Source organism: Paenibacillus sp. PSB04, assembly GCF_025809195.1.
GTDB classification, from domain to species: domain Bacteria; phylum Bacillota; class Bacilli; order Paenibacillales; family Paenibacillaceae; genus Paenibacillus_AQ; species Paenibacillus_AQ favisporus.
The window spans coordinates 2,984,180-3,001,103 of record NZ_CP081301.1; the positions used below are offsets into that span (position 1 = coordinate 2,984,180).

At 55.8% G+C, this 16,924-nt stretch carries 14 protein-coding genes; 8 read left to right on the forward strand and 6 right to left on the reverse strand.

Translation table 11 applies throughout. The features are described from left to right. Window positions 1-127: 127 nt before the first annotated feature. The 5 genes from K2F33_RS13790 (at window position 128) to speD (ending at window position 3,861) form a co-directional block, all read left to right on the forward strand. Window positions 128-457 carry a PadR family transcriptional regulator gene (locus K2F33_RS13790; protein ID WP_076173581.1) on the forward strand — a complete coding sequence of 110 codons (330 nt, stop codon included), beginning with the start codon at window positions 128-130 and terminating at the stop codon, window positions 455-457. A gap of 14 nt (window positions 458-471) precedes the next feature. Then, a complete protein-coding gene (locus tag K2F33_RS13795; RefSeq protein WP_263882010.1) occupies window positions 472-1,335 on the forward strand; it encodes a pentapeptide repeat-containing protein in 864 nt (287 codons plus the stop codon). Between the two features lie 15 nt (window positions 1,336-1,350). Next, entirely contained in the window at window positions 1,351-2,112 is a 762-nt protein-coding gene (locus K2F33_RS13800) for an ABC transporter ATP-binding protein (protein ID WP_263882011.1), read from the forward strand. Window position 2,113: 1 nt separating this feature from the next. Then, the gene (locus tag K2F33_RS13805) at window positions 2,114-2,881 is read left to right on the forward strand and encodes an ABC transporter permease (RefSeq protein ID WP_263882012.1); all 768 of its coding nucleotides are present in this window, start codon (window positions 2,114-2,116) and stop codon (window positions 2,879-2,881) included. A 173-nt stretch (window positions 2,882-3,054) separates the two neighbouring features. Beyond that, window positions 3,055-3,861, forward strand: a complete 807-nt coding sequence (gene speD, locus K2F33_RS13810) for an adenosylmethionine decarboxylase (protein WP_263882013.1) — start codon at window positions 3,055-3,057, stop codon at window positions 3,859-3,861. Window positions 3,862-4,005: 144 nt separating this feature from the next. On the opposite strand, the gene K2F33_RS13815 is transcribed toward speD, so the two are convergent. The 6 genes from K2F33_RS13815 to K2F33_RS13840 all read right to left on the reverse strand — a co-directional run bounded on the left by K2F33_RS13815 (window position 4,006) and on the right by K2F33_RS13840 (window position 9,953). Then, complete coding sequence (locus K2F33_RS13815) at window positions 4,006-4,275, reverse strand: hypothetical protein (RefSeq protein WP_263882014.1); 270 nt, start codon at window positions 4,273-4,275, stop codon at window positions 4,006-4,008. A gap of 216 nt (window positions 4,276-4,491) precedes the next feature. Then, window positions 4,492-6,225, reverse strand: a complete 1,734-nt coding sequence (locus K2F33_RS13820) for a hypothetical protein (RefSeq protein WP_263882015.1) — start codon at window positions 6,223-6,225, stop codon at window positions 4,492-4,494. A 226-nt stretch (window positions 6,226-6,451) separates the two neighbouring features. Next, a complete protein-coding gene (phnE, locus tag K2F33_RS13825) occupies window positions 6,452-7,279 on the reverse strand; it encodes a phosphonate ABC transporter, permease protein PhnE (RefSeq protein ID WP_212971341.1) in 828 nt (275 codons plus the stop codon). Next, window positions 7,276-8,091, reverse strand: a complete 816-nt coding sequence (gene phnE / locus K2F33_RS13830) for a phosphonate ABC transporter, permease protein PhnE (protein WP_212985842.1) — start codon at window positions 8,089-8,091, stop codon at window positions 7,276-7,278. The genes phnE (K2F33_RS13825) and phnE (K2F33_RS13830) overlap by 4 nt, the downstream gene beginning before the upstream one ends. Then, window positions 8,088-8,858, reverse strand: a complete 771-nt coding sequence (gene phnC / locus K2F33_RS13835; RefSeq protein WP_212971339.1) for a phosphonate ABC transporter ATP-binding protein — start codon at window positions 8,856-8,858, stop codon at window positions 8,088-8,090. Before phnC ends, phnE (K2F33_RS13830) begins: the two co-directional genes overlap by 4 nt. A 117-nt stretch (window positions 8,859-8,975) precedes the next feature. Beyond that, complete coding sequence (locus K2F33_RS13840; protein WP_076173590.1) at window positions 8,976-9,953, reverse strand: phosphate/phosphite/phosphonate ABC transporter substrate-binding protein; 978 nt, start codon at window positions 9,951-9,953, stop codon at window positions 8,976-8,978. A 306-nt stretch (window positions 9,954-10,259) separates the two neighbouring features. Between K2F33_RS13840 and K2F33_RS13845 the strand changes: the two genes are divergently transcribed. The 3 genes from K2F33_RS13845 to K2F33_RS13855 all read left to right on the forward strand — a co-directional run bounded on the left by K2F33_RS13845 (window position 10,260) and on the right by K2F33_RS13855 (window position 16,833). Beyond that, window positions 10,260-12,290 carry a bifunctional 2',3'-cyclic-nucleotide 2'-phosphodiesterase/3'-nucleotidase gene (locus K2F33_RS13845; protein WP_263882016.1) on the forward strand — a complete coding sequence of 677 codons (2,031 nt, stop codon included), beginning with the start codon at window positions 10,260-10,262 and terminating at the stop codon, window positions 12,288-12,290. A 70-nt stretch (window positions 12,291-12,360) separates the two neighbouring features. Then, entirely contained in the window at window positions 12,361-12,909 is a 549-nt protein-coding gene (locus K2F33_RS13850) for an AAA family ATPase (protein ID WP_263882017.1), read from the forward strand. A 276-nt stretch (window positions 12,910-13,185) separates the two neighbouring features. Continuing rightward, window positions 13,186-16,833 carry a DUF6359 domain-containing protein gene (locus K2F33_RS13855; RefSeq protein ID WP_412973982.1) on the forward strand — a complete coding sequence of 1,216 codons (3,648 nt, stop codon included), beginning with the start codon at window positions 13,186-13,188 and terminating at the stop codon, window positions 16,831-16,833. Window positions 16,834-16,924: the final 91 nt, after the last annotated feature.

Here is a 16,924-nt window from a genome sequence, read left to right on the forward strand (position 1 = left end):
ATTTTTGCTGAATGTACGCTGTTTCTTATTCTTCAAGCACCTGTATTTTCGGCAAAGTATTTTTATTAACAAATTACCTTGACAGTCATAGTAGTATATCGTATCATGCAGATATGGAGGTGATGACATGAAAGACAACAAAATCACATCCGACCTGCTGCGAGGCCATACCGACACGATGATTTTACGGCTCTTATCCGAAGCCGACCGCTACGGTTATGAAATTGTCAAGCTGATTGTCGAGCGTTCGGGCGGTGAGTATGAGTTAAAGGAAGCCACGATGTACTCCAGCGTTCGGCGGCTTGAAGGTGACGGTGATATCGAGTGGTATTGGGGCGATGAATCGCAGGGCGGACGGCGAAAGTATTTTCGGATGACTAAGAAGGGCAAGGCAACTTATGAACGCAACCAAAGCAACTGGAAGTACGCCAAGCGCGTGCTTGAAAACTTATTATAAGGAGAGATGATGGGATGAACGAGAAATTGACGAACTATCTGAACGAGGTTTTTGCTGCATACGAAGGGGTGAGAAGCGTCAGCGAATTAAAGGCCGACCTGCACTCCGATCTGCAGGAGCGGTACCGTGAGCTGAAAGCCGAGGGCAAGGACGATGAAACGGCTTTGGAGATGACTATCGACAGTATCGGGGACATCGAGCAAACCGTACTGGAGGTGGCAAACCTTTCCCGTTCGCTGGAGCGGCAGGTGCTGACCAACCTCAGCGCGAGCAACTTGGCCGAAAGCGACTTTGCGGGCGTTACCGCACATAAGGGGAAATTCACATCAAGCACGCTCCGAGGCTCCGACTTCACGAATGCGGACTTGACCGGCAGTTCATTTAAGAGCAGCGATGTGAAGGATGCCCGATTTGACGGCGCAAACCTGACCGACTGCAGCCTGACCACCCTGGACCTGGCCAATGCAAGCTTTAACGAATCCACTCTTGTACGAACGAACTTCAGCAAGTCGTGGCTGGCCGGAGCCACATTCACAGGCGTTCACCTGACCGACGTCAACCTGACGATGACCGCTCTCACCAAAACCTTCTTTGAGAATTGTGTATTCGACGGAGTGGACTTCACATCTTCCGATCTGACAGGGCAGCGCTTCGATGGTCAAATCTTCATTGGCGTCAAGTTCGACAGAGCCGGGTTGAAAGAAGCTTCGTTCAAGGGCGCTACGCTCAAAAATGTGTCTTTTCAAGGGTCGTTGTTGTCCAAGAAATATTACCGCGCCATTAAAACGATCTGCTTTGATGGGGCGACGATGGATAAGTTGACCTTTGCCGCACTCAAGGGCATGGATGCCGATTTGTCAAAAGTTACGGTGATCTGAAAAGGAGGAGAAGATATGCCAAACAAATCGATTCAAGTCAAAGGACTGCAAAAATCCTACAAACAGCAGCAAGTTCTAAAAGGTGTGGATTTTGAGGTGGATCAGGGAAGCATTTTCGCCCTGCTCGGCTCCAACGGGGCGGGTAAGACGACAACCGTAAAAATCCTTACCACGCTGCTTAAGCCTGACGGCGGAACCGCTGCCGTCAACGGATTCGATGTCACCTCTAAGCCGGACCATGTACGGCAGTCGATCAGTTTGACCGGTCAGTTTGCGGCCGTGGATGAAAATTTGACCGGACAGGAAAATCTCATCATGATCGCCAAGCTCCGGCATCTCGCAGCTCCGCGTGTAGTCGCACGCGATCTGCTTATGCGCTTCGGCTTAACGGATGCCGCGAACCGGAGAGTATCTGCTTATTCGGGAGGGATGCGCCGCAGGCTCGACCTCGCTATGAGCCTGATCGGAAAACCGCAGATCATTTTCCTTGACGAGCCGACGACCGGGCTTGATCCCGAGGCACGCATCGAGGTGTGGAAGATCGTCAAGGAGCTGTCGGACGGCGGCACGACCGTATTCCTGACCACGCAGTACCTGGAGGAAGCTGAACAGCTTGCCGACCGAATCGCCATTCTGCATGAGGGCAAGATTATCGCGGGCGGCACGCTCGCGGAGCTGAAAAAGCTGTTCCCGCCTGCAAAGGTGGAGTACGTTGAAAAACAGCCTTCATTGGAAGAAATATTTCTTGCCATCGTTGGCAAAAAGGAGGAAAAGTAAAATGGAAGCGGTAAAGAAGCATTACTTCAGCGATATGGGTGTGATGCTCGGACGTTCCATGCGCCATATTTTCCGCAGCTGGGACACCATCATCACGGTCACGATCATGCCGATCGCATTTATGCTGCTGTTCGTTTATGTATTCGGAGGCGCCATTAAAACCGGCACGGATAACTATGTAAATTATTTACTGCCAGGCATTTTGCTGATTGCCATTGCAAGCGGAATTTCTTATACGGCTTATCGCCTGTTTATCGATGTGCAGCGGGGCATATTCGAGCGGTTCCACTCCATGCCGATTGCCCGTTCCACCATGCTGTGGGGACATGTGATCAGCTCGCTGGTATCCAATGCCATATCGGTGGTCGTCATCATTCTTGTTGCGCTCTTAATGGGCTTTCGTTCGTCGGCAGGGCTGCTGCCGTGGCTTGCCGTAGCCGGCATACTGATGCTGTTTACACTGGCGTTAACGTGGGTCGCGGCGATTGCCGGGTTGTCCGCCAAATCCGTGGATGGCGCAAGCGCCTTTTCCTATCCGATTATCTTCCTGCCGTTCATCAGCTCCGCGTTTGTGCCGACCGATTCGATGCCCCGGGTCGTTCGCGCCTTTGCCGACAACCAGCCGGTGACCTCGATTGTAGAAGCGATCCGTTCGCTGCTGTCAGGTCAGCCTGTGGGCAATGATATCTGGGTCGCTCTTGCATGGTGCGTCGGGATCATGCTTGTGGCATATGTTTTTGCGATGAGGGCGTATAAGAAACGGGTGTGATATCCGTATATCCCCGCTTATCTCAAGCTGCTGCCTACCATCCGGCATTGTTTGTCACTGCCCCATTTGGGGTAAAAAGTGTAAATAAACAAAAGCTGCCGTACTAGACGGATAATGCACCATGATCAGGGAATATTAGGCAGTGGACATGAAGACAGCGGGGTGAATGTGCAATGAAGGAAATACCGGAGCAGCACGTTAAGCTGCATGGGTTTAACAACCTGACGAAGTCGCTCAGCTTTAATATGTATGATATCTGCTTTACGCGGACCAAAGAAGAGCGCGAGGCTTACCTGGAATACATCGATGAGCAGTATAATGCGGAGCGTCTGACGACGATTCTGAAGACGGTGTCGGATATTATCGGGGCTCACGTGCTGAATATAGCCAAACAGGATTATGTACCTCAGGGGGCGAGCGTGACGATTCTCGTCTCCGAAGGGCCGGTGGTGGAGGTTCCGCAGGAATCCTATTCCGAATCACCAGGGCCCCTGCCGGATTCAGTCGTTATGGCCTTGGATAAAAGCCATATTACGGTTCATACGTATCCGGAGTTCCATCCGGATGAGGGCATCAGCACCTTCCGGGCTGATATCGACGTATCGACCTGCGGGGAGATTTCGCCGCTGAAGGCGCTGAACTATCTCATTCATTCTTTTGACACGGATATTATGACCATCGACTACCGGGTTCGCGGATTTACGCGCGATATTAGCGGCCATAAGCTGTTCATCGACCACGATATCAATTCGATCCAGAACTATATCCCGGATGAGGTGAAGGATATGTACGACATGATCGACGTGAACGTGTATCAGGAGCATATCTTTCATACGAAATGCAAGCTGCGGGAATTTGACCTGGACAATTACTTGTTCGGCTATACGAAGGATACGCTGAGCGAGAGCGAGCAGGAAGAAATCACGGAGCGGATTACACTGGAAATGGACGAGATTTATTACGGCAAAAATTTGATTTGAGGCAGATGAACCTGGTGCGGAAGTGATGAAGTTAAATTCGATAAGGCGATGGAGTCATGAAAGAGAATAAAAGCCTAACTATGCTGGCAATAAGGCGCTGTGCTCACATATAGGGGTACGGCGTTTTTATTTTGCTGGCGGCAGTTATTTGAAAATGCTGATCAAGATGGAGATCACCGCAAACAGGGCGATGCCGGACATAAAAAAGTAGCCGAAGTAGCGGATCGGGGCGGGGAGCTGGTCCATATTGACCTTTTTGGGCGGGCCGCCGCTTTCGATCGTTTGTATGTTTCTGAGCTGCTCATCAACATAACTTTCATGATCAAGGGTCGCAGCGGTTTCGCTCGCGGGCTGTGTTTCGTGAACTGCGGGCTTTCCTTGCGGACTGGCGGAACGGGTTCGGTTGGGGTCCATGGGGGTCAGCTCCTTTTTTGTTTAAAATTACATTTAATTTCCATTATTGTAACATACGGGAGATGGAAAAGCATCTTCAGCCGGATCGTAAAAAAGACTGGATCTGTGGGGAAGCCACGTGGATCCAGTCTTTTTTAGTAGAAGCAGAGCCCAGTGTGAAAGCCATGATTGTACACAATGGGCCGATCTCGTTCCCGGGATGCGGGATTAAACCTTTTATGGCTGAGATGTGCCAGGCTCAGCGCCTGTCGGATCGGGCGTGCTTGGCTCGGACGAGTCAGGATCAGCGCTTCCTGGATTGGACGTGTCTGGATCGGACGAACCTGAGGCGGTATCACCTGAATCGGCCGGGACCGGATTGGACGGCTCAGGATCCGTGCTGCCCGGAACAATGGAATCCGGATCGGTCGAATCCGACTTGGCTGGACCGGTCTCTTCACTAATGCGGTTAACCGGTTTCGGGACGTAAGGTTTGACGACCAGAAGGGAGGCGGCGGCTGTTTGTCCGTTATATTCGGCCTTAATACTCGTTAGGCCCGGTGCCAGCCCGATAATATTACCCTCTTCGTCAATGGATGCGATCTCGGGATTTTCGATTGAAAATCGGGTCTCTTTGGTCACCGGAAGAACGGTGCCGTCCGGTTTTTTTAACAAAGCGACGATATCAATCATGTCGTTTACCGTCACGGAATACTCGCTGTCATCCAGAAAAAATTCGCCTTCGCCGGGCTGCTCGCCTTGAGATACGAGCTTAAACTTTGTGAGCTGAAGATAAGCGGAGGACTCGATACTGTTTAAATATACAAACCCGCCGTCTTGAAGGAGGGCTGCGTTATTGAAACTTCCCGTATACCCGGGGATCTCCTGGCGAAGGACTTCCATGGTTTTCCCTTCGGCGCTAAGCTTCAGGATCACATGGTCATCGCTCGTTTGATCTTTGCCGAGTACCAGATAACCATCGTCTACCTGGTTCATTTGCAAGAATGAAATATCGTCCAACTCCCGCGAGGAATCGGTTAATCTCAGGTTCCACAGTGTATTTCCGGAACGGTCAATTTCCCAGAGGCCTTCGGCATTCAGCATGATATAGCCCTTCCCGTCGGCCGAGGGTATGATCTGCTTGTAATCCAGCCTCCCCCAGTCTGAAGTCTCTTTCATGCGTTTGGATATCAGTTTTCCGGAAGCGTTATATTTCACCAACAAAGGATAGTATGTAAAGGAATCATAGGATCTGCCTACCACCCAAAAACCGCCGTCCGAAGTCTCGGCAGCAGCGTTGAAAACTTGACCATCCCTAAAATCGGTCGGTCCGCCCCCGCTGTAACGAAATGTATGGTCCCATTGCAGATTGCCGTCTTTGTCCGTTTTAAAGACGTAGGCAGGAGCCGTATCGGAGCGGTTATAGGTGGAGGACGTCACGATAAAACCGCCGTCGCTTGTTTCTTGGACGCTGTTGACCGGATTTGCGAAGACGGTGCTGTAGGCCCGGTTCCATTCCACTTGTCCCGTGGACGACAACTTAAGGAGGTATGCGCGATAAAGGGGCCCGCCATTGGAACGGTCATCGAGGGCAGCACCAATGATATATCCTCCGTCCCGGGTCTGTTGAATGTCGTACCCGTGATACGCTTCTGTGACGTAATGATCGTCGAAAAAGTCTGTTTCCCACTCAGTGCCGCCGCTTGCATCCGTTTTGATCACATGCAGTCTGGTGGGGCCGAAGGTACGGCTCGTGAGGTCGCTGAGCACGACAAAGCCGCCGTCGGCCGTCGGCGCCACATGGTCCGGCGTATTGTAGTTCGCGGGATCCCCGAACAATTGGGTCCATTCCGCTTCTAGCTGGGAAGAGCTCATGTCCGCATAACTTGTAGTAGTCTGGCTCACCCATAGACAAATTCCTGTCAACAAAGCCATCAACATCATCGCCGGTTTGCGCAAGGCTGTCGTCAATCTGCAACACTCCTTTAGCATTGGTAATATGATCAAATTCTATTGTGCGGCAGGAGCTGGCGGCCCGACAGGTGCGCTGTAACCATTCTGCATATGAGGTTTGTCTTATTTTCAAGTTAGCTGGCAACAGCGGCATCGGAAGTTCAAAGTCTACCTTGGAAACAGAAAATAGCTGCAAAAATGCAGCTATTGTGGCCATTCTTACCTGTTATTCAGCGCTCCCCGATTAGATGATTTTTCTCCGCACCCATCCCGAAATGAGATCCGTCAGGATGACCAGGACGATGATCCCCAGCAAAATGATGCCGACCCGGTTCCAGTTGCGCACCTGCAGCGCGAAAATCAGCGGGGTGCCGATGCCTCCGGCACCGACCAGTCCAAGGGTCGTGGCGGAGCGGATGTTGATCTCGAACCGGTACAGCGAGTAAGAAAGGAACTGCGGGATGACCTGCGGCAGCACCGCATACCGAAGCACCTGCAGCCGGTTCGCCCCGGACGCGATCAGGGCTTCCTGCGGTCCGCGGTCGATGCTCTCGATCGTCTCCGAGTAGAGTTTGCCCAGCATGCCGACGGAATGGATGCCCAGGGCCAGGACGCCGGCAAAGGAGCCGGGACCGACGGCTTTAATGAACAGAATCGCCACGATAATCTCCGGGAACACCCGGATGACGCTCAGAACCAGCTTGCCGCTGCCGGACAGCGCGAGACCGCGGCTCATATTGCTGGAAGCCCAGAAAGCGAACGGAATGCAGACGACGGCAGCGACGACGGTGCCGAGGACGGAGATGACGAGCGTATCGAGCAGACCCCGAAGCAGATCCTCTCCGTCCGGAATATACACAAAAGACCAATCCGGATGCAGGAAGCCGGTCAGGATGGACTTGGAGACGGTGCCCGCCGTCCCTTGAATTCCTTCAAAGTGCATCCCCTGAATGGACCACCAGTAGACGGCAATCACCACCAGCGTGACCAGTCCGAAACGGATGCGTGAGCGAAGCACCGAGCCGAATGACACCGGCGTGCCGGACGGCGGCAAAGATGTGTTACGGTTCATAATAATCTCCTCCGAATCAGCGCGCTGCCGTAATCGATGATCAGAACGATGACGAGGGTCAGCAGGATGATGATGCAGGCGCGGTCGTACCGGAACAAGCCGAGGGAGCGGTCGAGCAGGAGGCCGATACCGCCCGCCCCGACAAGCCCGAGTACGGCGGCTGCGCGCACGTTCACCTCAAACGTATACAGCAGGTACGACATAAAATAGGGCAGGGCCTGCGGGATGACGGCATACCGGATGATCTGCAGCCGGTTTCCGCCGACGGCCGACATCGCCTCCAGCGGCCCCGGGTCGATCGCCTCGATGGCCTCGAACGTCAGCTTGGCGATAATACCGAAGGAGAAAAAGACGAGCGCCAGCATCCCGGCAAACGGGCCGATGCCGAATACGGCGACGAATATGGCTGCGAACAGCAGGTCCGGAATGGTGCGGACGAGGTTCAGCACCATCCGTACCGGCAGCGAGACGAAGCGGCTCACGCGCAGATTGGACGCGGACAGCAGCGCCACCGGAATCGCCAGCAGCCCGCCGAGGGAGGTGCCGAGCACGGCGATCTGCACGGTTTCCATCATCGGGGCCCATATCGTGGGCAGGTAGCTCCAATCCGGCGGGAACATTTCCGCCAGGAGGCCGCCCATCTGCGGCAGGCCGGTGATGAGCTGGTAAGGGGTGACCTCGGTGCGGATGGAGCAGGCGATGAGGATTGCGATCAGGACGATCCACCCCGCGTACCGCTTGTATTTCGGCGGCGGCTCCATCCCGGGAAGGGAGGCCGTCTGCAGCGGCCCTGCCTGGGGCGACGCCTTCATGACACGCCTCCCAGCAGCTCGTCCTTGAGGACCGGCCGTCCATAAATTTCGGCCAACGCCTCGTCTGTCGCCTCCTCCGGGGTTCCGTCGAAGACGACCTCGCCGGCGCGCAGCCCGATGATCCGGGTCGCATACTCCCGGGCAAGGTCGATAAAATGGAGGTTGATGACGGTCGTAATGTTCATCTCGCGATTGATCCGCTTCAGGTCGTCCATGACCTGGCGGGTGGTGAGCGGATCCAGCGAGGCGACGGGCTCGTCCGCGAGAATGACCCGGGCCTCCTGCGCGAGCGCGCGGGCGATCGAGACGCGCTGCTGCTGGCCGCCGGACAGCTGGTCGGCGCGGATGTACGCTTTTTCACGGATGTTGACGCGGTTTAGAGCCTCGAGCGCGATGGCGACGTCCGGCTTCGGGAACCAGCCGAGCATCGTCCGCAGCGTTGAATGGTAGCCGACCCGGCCGGACAGCACGTTGCTGAGCACGTTCTGGCGCTTGATCAGATTGAAGTTTTGGAACACCATGCCGATGTCGCGGCGGATCAGCCGAAGCTGGCGGCCGGCCGCACGGGTGACAGATTGTCCGCCGACACGAATTTCCCCGGAGGAAATTTCGTTCAGCCGGTTAATGCTGCGCAAAAAGGTGGACTTGCCCGCGCCGGAAAGGCCGACGATGACGACAAGCTCCCCTTCCTTGATGGTCAGATTAATGTCGCGAAGCCCGACCGTTCCGTTGGGGTACACTTTGGAGACGTGATCGAATTCAATCATGAGATTCCAACTTTCTGTCGTATTTTCAGAGAAAACGGGAAAACAACACCGCCATGAAGCCATTGGACGGTGCTGCCCGGTTCATTGTTTCTACATGAAAAATGAAATGCTTGAAATTTACTTGATTTCCTGCCCGACGGCTTCGGCGTATTCGCGAACCGGATCGAAGTTTTTGTCATCACCTTTGGCATAGCCGACATGCGTGTAAATGTCTTTGATGATTTGTGCGCCTTCCGCATCGTTCGTAATATCGATGAACGCCTGGCTGATTTTGTCTCTCCAGCTTTGGTCCATGTCGTTGCGGACGCTGACTGTATCATTCGGGATTTTGGCCGTATAGTGAAGAACGCGGGTCTTTTCGAAGACGTCCGGAACGTCCTTTTTCACCGTGTTGCGCGCATCCTGGAATACCGCTACAGCATCAACCTGACCGTTCAGGAGCGCCATAATGGCGGCATCATGCCCTTTAATCGTCACGCCTTGAACGTCTTTGTCCGGATCGATGCCTTCCTTCTTCAGCTCAGCCGCAGGAAACACGTAGCCGGCGGAGGAAGTGACGTCCTGCCATCCGATCTTTTTGCCTTTCAAGTCCTGAAGGCTTTGGATCGGCGAATCCTTTTTCACAACGATCATCGCTTTGTAGAAATCGACCTTTTCCGTGGTGTCTTCACCGGTATCGTCTTTAATGCCGTAGCGCTGCGCCTGAAGCAGCAGGTCAGCGGCTTTCTTTTTGTCGTGGGCCAGTACGTAAGCGTTCGGCGGAAGGAAGCCGACGTCCACCTGCTTGGAAGCCATCGCTTCCACGATCGTGTTATAGTCCGGGGAAACCGTCACATGAACCGGAATGCCGAGACGGTCGCCGAGGAGCTTTTCCAGCGGCTTCGTTTTGGCTTCCAGGGTGTCGGCGTTTTGGGATGGAACAAACTGCACGTTCAGTTCTTTGGGCACATAAGCCGTAGCAGCCGCTTCCGCCGTACCCGAGGCCGATGAGGCGGCCGTGCTGCCCGAGTCGCTGCCGCTGGTTTTAGACCCGCATGCCGCTAAACCGGCAGCCAGGGCCAAGGTCATGCTGATGGATAATACTTTTTTAAACATGGATGATCCCCTCTCCACTTGATTCATCTATTTGGTCAGAAGCGGGTTTAACCCCGTCTGACAGGAAAGAGCTTATCACACGTCCCGGGGGACAAGGGTTAACGGAGAAGAGGTCTTTTGTAAACGAATGTAAAAATTTAGTACTTCGGAACGGAGGGTCCGGCGTTTTTCTAAGGCGAAAGGGCTACTTCCAATAAGTAGAAACAGGTCCGAAAGGGCGTTTACGTGGAATTAATGTTTTTCCGTTATACTGGAGAACAGGAAGTGCCGGCTTGTTCGAGCCGGTCGGGAGGAGAGGAGACATCGATGAATATAGGGAACGGGATGATCCCCGATAACAATACAACGGTCAACCTGAGGATTCTGTCGACGACGGACGTGCATGCCTGCCTGATGGATTACGATTATTACCGGGATCAGCCGGATGCCTCCATCGGGCTGGTCCGGACAGCCGCCTTGATTGCAAGCGCGAGGGATGAGGTACCGAACACGCTGCTCGTGGATAATGGAGACCTAATTCAAGGGAACCCGCTCGGAACGTATGCCGCTAAAAAATATGCCGCCATGAAGCAAGGGAAAGGGCTGTACGTTCACCCCGCAATCCGGGTCATGAATGCGATGGGGTATGACGCGGCAACTTTGGGCAACCATGAATTCAACTATGGACTCGACATGCTGGACGATGTCATTGCCGGAGCGGATTTTCCCTATGTCAACGCCAACGTATATTTCGATGAAGGCCTTGGCCTTGAGCCTGAGGAATGCGGCCGGAACAGATATAAACCGTATGTCATCTTGGATAAAAGATGCCTGGACGATGCCGGGCAGGACTATCTTATCCGAATCGGGCTCATCGGCTTCGTGCCGCCGCAAATCATGGACTGGGACCAAGCTAACCTTGAAGGCCGGGTGAAGGTGAAGGACATCCTGCTGTCCGCGCTGGAATGGGTTCCGAAGATGAAGGAGGAAGGCGCGGATCTGGTCGTGGCGCTGGCTCATACGGGCTTCGACGGCAAGGTGGCGCTGACGGACGGCAATGCCGAGAACGCGGTGTATCCGCTCAGCCTGGTGCCTGGCATTGATGCGCTGACCTTTTCCCATACGCATCATGTGTTTCCTGCGGATAGGCATCTGCTGGATGCTTCCTTTAAGGATGAGAGCGGTGAACTCCTGCCGGACATCCATTTGGAAAAGGGTACGATTCACGGCATTCCGGCCGTACAGGCCGGGTTCGGCGGGGGGCATTTGGGCGTGATCGACCTGTTGCTTCAATTTCGGCAGGGGAGATGGCAGGTCGTGCAGGGGACGTCCTCGGTCCGCCGTTTGGAAAAAGAGGAGGATGCGGCACGCGACACGCCGCTTCGGGACCCAGGGATCGCCGAGCTGCTCCGGCAGGACCATGAGGCGACCGTCGCCTATGCCAATGAGCCGATCGGCACCATTCACGCCCCGCTGCACAGCTATTTTTCCCTGGTGCAGGATGACGCCTCCGTTCAGCTCGTCAACCATGCCCAGACGTGGTACGCCCGGCGGATGATTGCAGCTTCCATGCCGGAGCTGCAGCAGCTGCCGGTATTGTCCGTGGGTTCGCCGTTTAAAGCGGGGCGCAACGGTCCCAAGGAATATACGGATATTCCGGCCGGACCGATTGCGATCAAGAGCGCGACGGAGCTGTATTTGTATGACAACACGATCAAAGGGGTGCGGATTTCCGGCCGGGCCGTCAAGGAGTGGCTGGAAATGACCGCGGGAGCGTACAATCGCATCGATCCGCTGTCCTTGGAGGAACAGCCGCTGCTTAATCCGCAGTTTTCCGTGTTTAATTTCGACGTGATCAGCGGCATCACGTACGAGCTCGACGTAACGCAGCCGGCAAAATATAAGCTGGATGGGAGCCTGAACGACCCGGATGCCAGCAGGATCGTTCATCTGTGTTTCGAAGGGGCTCCCCTGGATCCGGATCAGGAGTTCATCGTGATTTCGAGCAACTACCGGGTCTTTGGCGGCGGCAATTTCCCGGGGATCCGGGAGATGGAGCTGGTCATCGATTCCGAGGATGAATGCCGGCAGGTACTGATTGACTACATTACGGCATGCGGCGAAATTCCGGCTGAGGCGGAGCCGAACTGGCACTTCACACCGGTGGAAGGCCCGGTCAACGTCACATTTACGACATCGCCTGACGCGGTGAAATATGCCGGAGATTATCCGCACATCCGCTATACCGGGCGGCAGAACGATCAAGGCTTCGGCATTTTCAGCCTGGATCTGGGGCGGCAATCGCCGGAGCGGGAGACGGAGGCCCGGAATCTGGGAAAGATTGGTTTAAAGGGATAAATCCCCTGACGATCCGGAATGCCCAAATATATAATGATAGGATAACCAGCATTCAAGGAGGGAATCGTACATGGCAGCTCATTCCATTCAGCAGCCTGCCGTTATCGTAATTACCGGCATTATGGCAAGCGGCAAATCGACGGTTGCGCAGCTGCTCGCCGAGCGGCTAGACAAGTCCGTGCATCTTCGCGGCGACCTGTTCCGGAGAATGATCGTGAACGACCGGAAGGAGGTCGAGCCGGACGCTTCCGAAGAGGAGCTAGGCCAGCTGCTGCTTCGCTACCGGCTTGCCGCGCAGGCGGCCGATACGTACGCCGGGGCAGGGTTTACGGTCGTGGTGCAGGACGTCATCGTCGGCCGGGTGCTGGAAGATTTTTTGTCCTTCCTGCATAGCCGCCCGGTATATTTGGTGGTGCTGTGTCCTTCTCCCGAGGCGGTCGAACAGAGGGAAGCGCAGCGGTCCAAAAAGGGCTACGGGGCCTGGACGGTGGACGCCTTAAACCGCGTGCTGCATGATGAAACGCCCCGGCTCGGTTTGTGGCTGGATTCCTCCAGCTTGACGCCGGGGGAGACGGTGGACAAGATCATGTCCGGCATAGCAGAAGCCAAGATTCGTTAAATAACGGCAGGGTATGACATCACTGTTGAGGGGAGAGTCCTAGGCATAAGCCTAAAGGTCTCTCTTTTTTTTGCGCCAAAATGAGGACTGCGGCACTGCCCGCCCTTCCGCTCCCTCATATAAAATCCAAGGTAAGGAAGGGTTTCCGTAAGCACCTCGGTGCATTTGTACAGCAGTCCCATATTTTACATAATCCGCAACAAGCCATAATAAAGGGATGTTAACCTGAGGAAGCCGCAATCATAATTGCCGGAATGTAAAGGAGGAGTTCGCAAGATGGACAACCCGTATTTCGTCCGCAGGAAAAAGCTCACAGGTCTATTTCTGGCATGGATGCTGCTGCTGTCCGCCGCCTTGGGATACATGCCCGCACAGGCTGCGGCTGCGGTTCCGCTCACGGTGGCCGAAGCTCTTGCCAAAAACAACAGCGGAGAAACTGCGACCGTTGAAGGCTACATCGTCGGTGAGATGTACAATTCCAAACCGATTTATTCGGGCTTTCAGGACGATTTTAACGTATTGATTGCCGATACACCCGGGGAGAAGACACAGAGCAAAATGATTGATGTCCAGATCTCGGCTTCCTACCGTTCCCAGTACGGTCTGAAGACGAACCCCGCCAACGTGGGGAAAAAACTGACTGTTACCGGGCAATTGGCCGCGTACAGCGGCATGGCTGGAATCAAAAGCCCGACAGCGATGTCCCTGGACGGGGAGTCCGGAGAAAATCCCGGCGGAGGCACGCCGAACCCGGCGGATCCGGGCAGCGAAAATATCGGCGTTCCGACGACGCTGCCGGACGGCACGGGGAAAAAGGTGCTGTTCGACGAAACGCACGGACAGACGGCCGGAGCTTCGGACTGGGTCATTGACGGCGCATTTTCGGACTTTGCCGACGGGCTGAGGGAAGCGGGCTTCCAAGTGGATGCGCTGCAAAGAACGCTGCCGATGGACTCGCACGCTTTTGACGCGCCGGCGATTACACTGAGCAAGCTGAAGCAATACGACGTCTTTATTATCGGCGAAGCCAACATTCCGTTTAAGGCGTCCGAGCAGGCCGCCATGCTGACGTATGTCAAGGAAGGCGGCAGTATTTTCTTCATCTCCGACCACTACAATTCCGACCGGAACCTGAACCGTTGGGATTCCTCAGAAGTGATGAACGGCTACCGGCGCGGCGCATTTGGTAATCCGACCAAGGGCATGTCCACCGCCGAAGCGGCATCGGGCGCGATGCAGGACGTGACCAGCACGGACTGGCTCGGCCAGAACTTCGGCGTACGTTTCCGCTTCAATTCGGTTGGGGACGTTACCAAAACCGGCGCGGTGAAATATGATCAGTCTTTCGGTATTACCGCAGGCGTTAATGATGTGGAGATGCACAGCGGCTCCACGCTGACAATTCTGGATCCGACCCGGGTCAAGGGCGTTGTCTACCTCCCGGAAAATGTGCCGGGCTGGGGCAATGCCGTAGAAAACAGCGACAAGGCAAACTTCCCGAACGGAGGCGTCTATAAAAACGGCGGCATCGCCGAAGGGCCGTTCGCTGCCATTTCCAAGCTGGAAAAAGGAAAAGCTGCATTCATCGGCGACTCCTCGCCGGTCGAGGACCCAACGCCGGGATACGTCCGCGAGGACAACGGCGGCAAGAAAACGACTTACGACGGATTCAAGGGGGAAGCCCAGGACGCCGTCTTCCTCGTCCAGACGGTAAAATGGCTGGCAGTTCATGAAGATTACGCAACATTCGAAAATCAGGGCATTACGCTTGATGAGCCGACGCCGCTGCTCGGTAAGCTGGAAGAACCGGCCACATCGGCCGAAATTCCGGGAACCGAGCCGTGGACGACGCCGGCCGCAGGGTACAAATGGTATGATCCGACGACGTACAAAGCCGGTTCCTATGGAGCCGGCGGTACGCCGCCCGTCGTTACCATTCCCGATTTGACAACCATTGCGGAAGCGCGTAAAGCGGCAGACAACGATTACGTTACGGTGCAGGGCGTGGTAACGTCGGAGCCGGGAGTTTTTGGCGGCTCGGGATTTTACATGCAGGACGGCACCGGCGGTGTCTATGTGTACCCGAGCAAAGCGACAGGCTACCATGCCTTGGACAAGGTCAAGCTGACCGCCCAAAAGCTGACCTATAACACCGAGGTCGAGCTGGCCAACGAGGTCCAGGTGGCCAAGCTGGACGCCCAGGCCGATATTCCGGCTCCGGTTCCGCAGGCTGCGGCCGCGGTCAATGACAGCAACCAGGGGCAGCTGATCACGATCAAAAACGCGGCGGTGCAAAACTACGCCACCGTCACGGGCTCCCTGGAATTCGATCTCGTCAGCGGCGGCACGACGAACCGTGTCCGCGTCGACAGCCGGACGGGCATCAGCGCGGATGCGCTGAAGCAGGCCTATCCGGCAGGAACGGCCGTCGATATTACCGGGATCTCTTCGATCTTTAAAGGCGCCTACCAGTTGAAGCTTCTGAAAGAAAGCGACATCCGTCCGGCTGCGGCTGCCGGAGACAATCACGCTCCGGCGTTTGCCGACGTGTCTGCCCAGACCGTGAAAGCCGGGCAGCAAGTGACGTTCTCGGTGTATGCCAACGATGAGGACGGAGACGTTTTAAGTTATGAAGCGGTGTCCCTGCCGGAGGGAGCGGCCTTTGATGCGGCTTCCGGAAAATTCACGTGGACGCCGGCTGTGGAAGGCAGCTACACGGCTTCCTTCCGGGTTCAGGACGGAAAGGGCGGCAGCGATACGCTCCAGGTCAGCATCACGGTGGAAGCGGCAGGGACGCAGGCGCCGAACTCCGCCGTGCTGACCGGTCCGGCAGCGGCTTCTGCGGGAGCGCAGGTTGACTTGGGCGTAGGCATTACCAAGCCGGCGTTTGCCTTTACGGCGCTGGACCTGATCGTCAAGTACGATCCGGCCAAGCTGGAATTTGCGACCGTGGCAAATTCGGACGGCACGCTGGCACTGGCCGACGGCGCGGTAAGCTCCTCGCGCACCGGCTTTGGCGTGCTGGCCACCGGGGTGAAGCCGGAATCAGGCGAGATCCGCATCATCATGGCCAGCACCGGCCAGGAAAACGCCGTCTCGGAGGACGGGGAGCTGCTGAAGCTCCACGGCACGCTGAAATCCGGCGTCTCCGGAAGCGCAGCCGTGTCGGTGTCCGCCTTTGCCATTTCGGCGGACGGCAATTCGAGCCCGGTGAACACGGACTCCGCTGCGCTGCAGATCCAGATCGCCACGGCTGACCGGGCGGCGCTGCTTGCCGCCATCGGCGAAGCGCAGAAGCTGGCGGATCAGGCCGTCACGGGCACGGAGCCGGGGCAGTACCCGGCATCGGCGAAGACCGCGCTGCTGTCGGCGATCAGCGACGCCAAGCGTGTGGCGGACGATGCCGCTGCCACGCAGAAGGCGATCGACGATGCGCTGACTGCTCTGAAAGCGGCGGTCAGCACGTTCAAGAACGCCGTCATCCCGGTTCCTTCGGTTCCGGTCGACAAGTCGGCTCTCACTTCGGCGATTGCCTCCGCGCAGAGCATCTACGACCGGGCCGTCACAGGGGATAAGGTCGGCCAATATCCGGCATTGGCCAAGGTCCAGCTGAAGGCGGCCATTACAACCGCGAATGTGGTCTACTTAGACAATGCCGCGACGCAAAACCAGGTGGATTCGGCTGCGGCTGCACTCGGCAGCGCTGTAACCACCTTCCAGAAGAAGCTGATCACGCTGGTACCTGGAGCGGTGCAGATTACGGTGCAGGATTTGTCCATCCTCGCCAAGTACTACGGCATCCAGTCGACGGATCCCAACTGGAGCCGCGTTGCTCCGGCGGACCTGTTCAGCGAAGGCGAAATTTCGATCCGTTCGCTGGCTGCGGTAGCGCAGATGATCATCGGCAGCTGGTACGCGAAGTAAGGGGATAGAGAACCGGATGGTCCTCAAGCCCGGCTCATACGCAGTACCTTGTCTCGCATGATTCATGCGGGGATGGGGACCGTATCGGGAT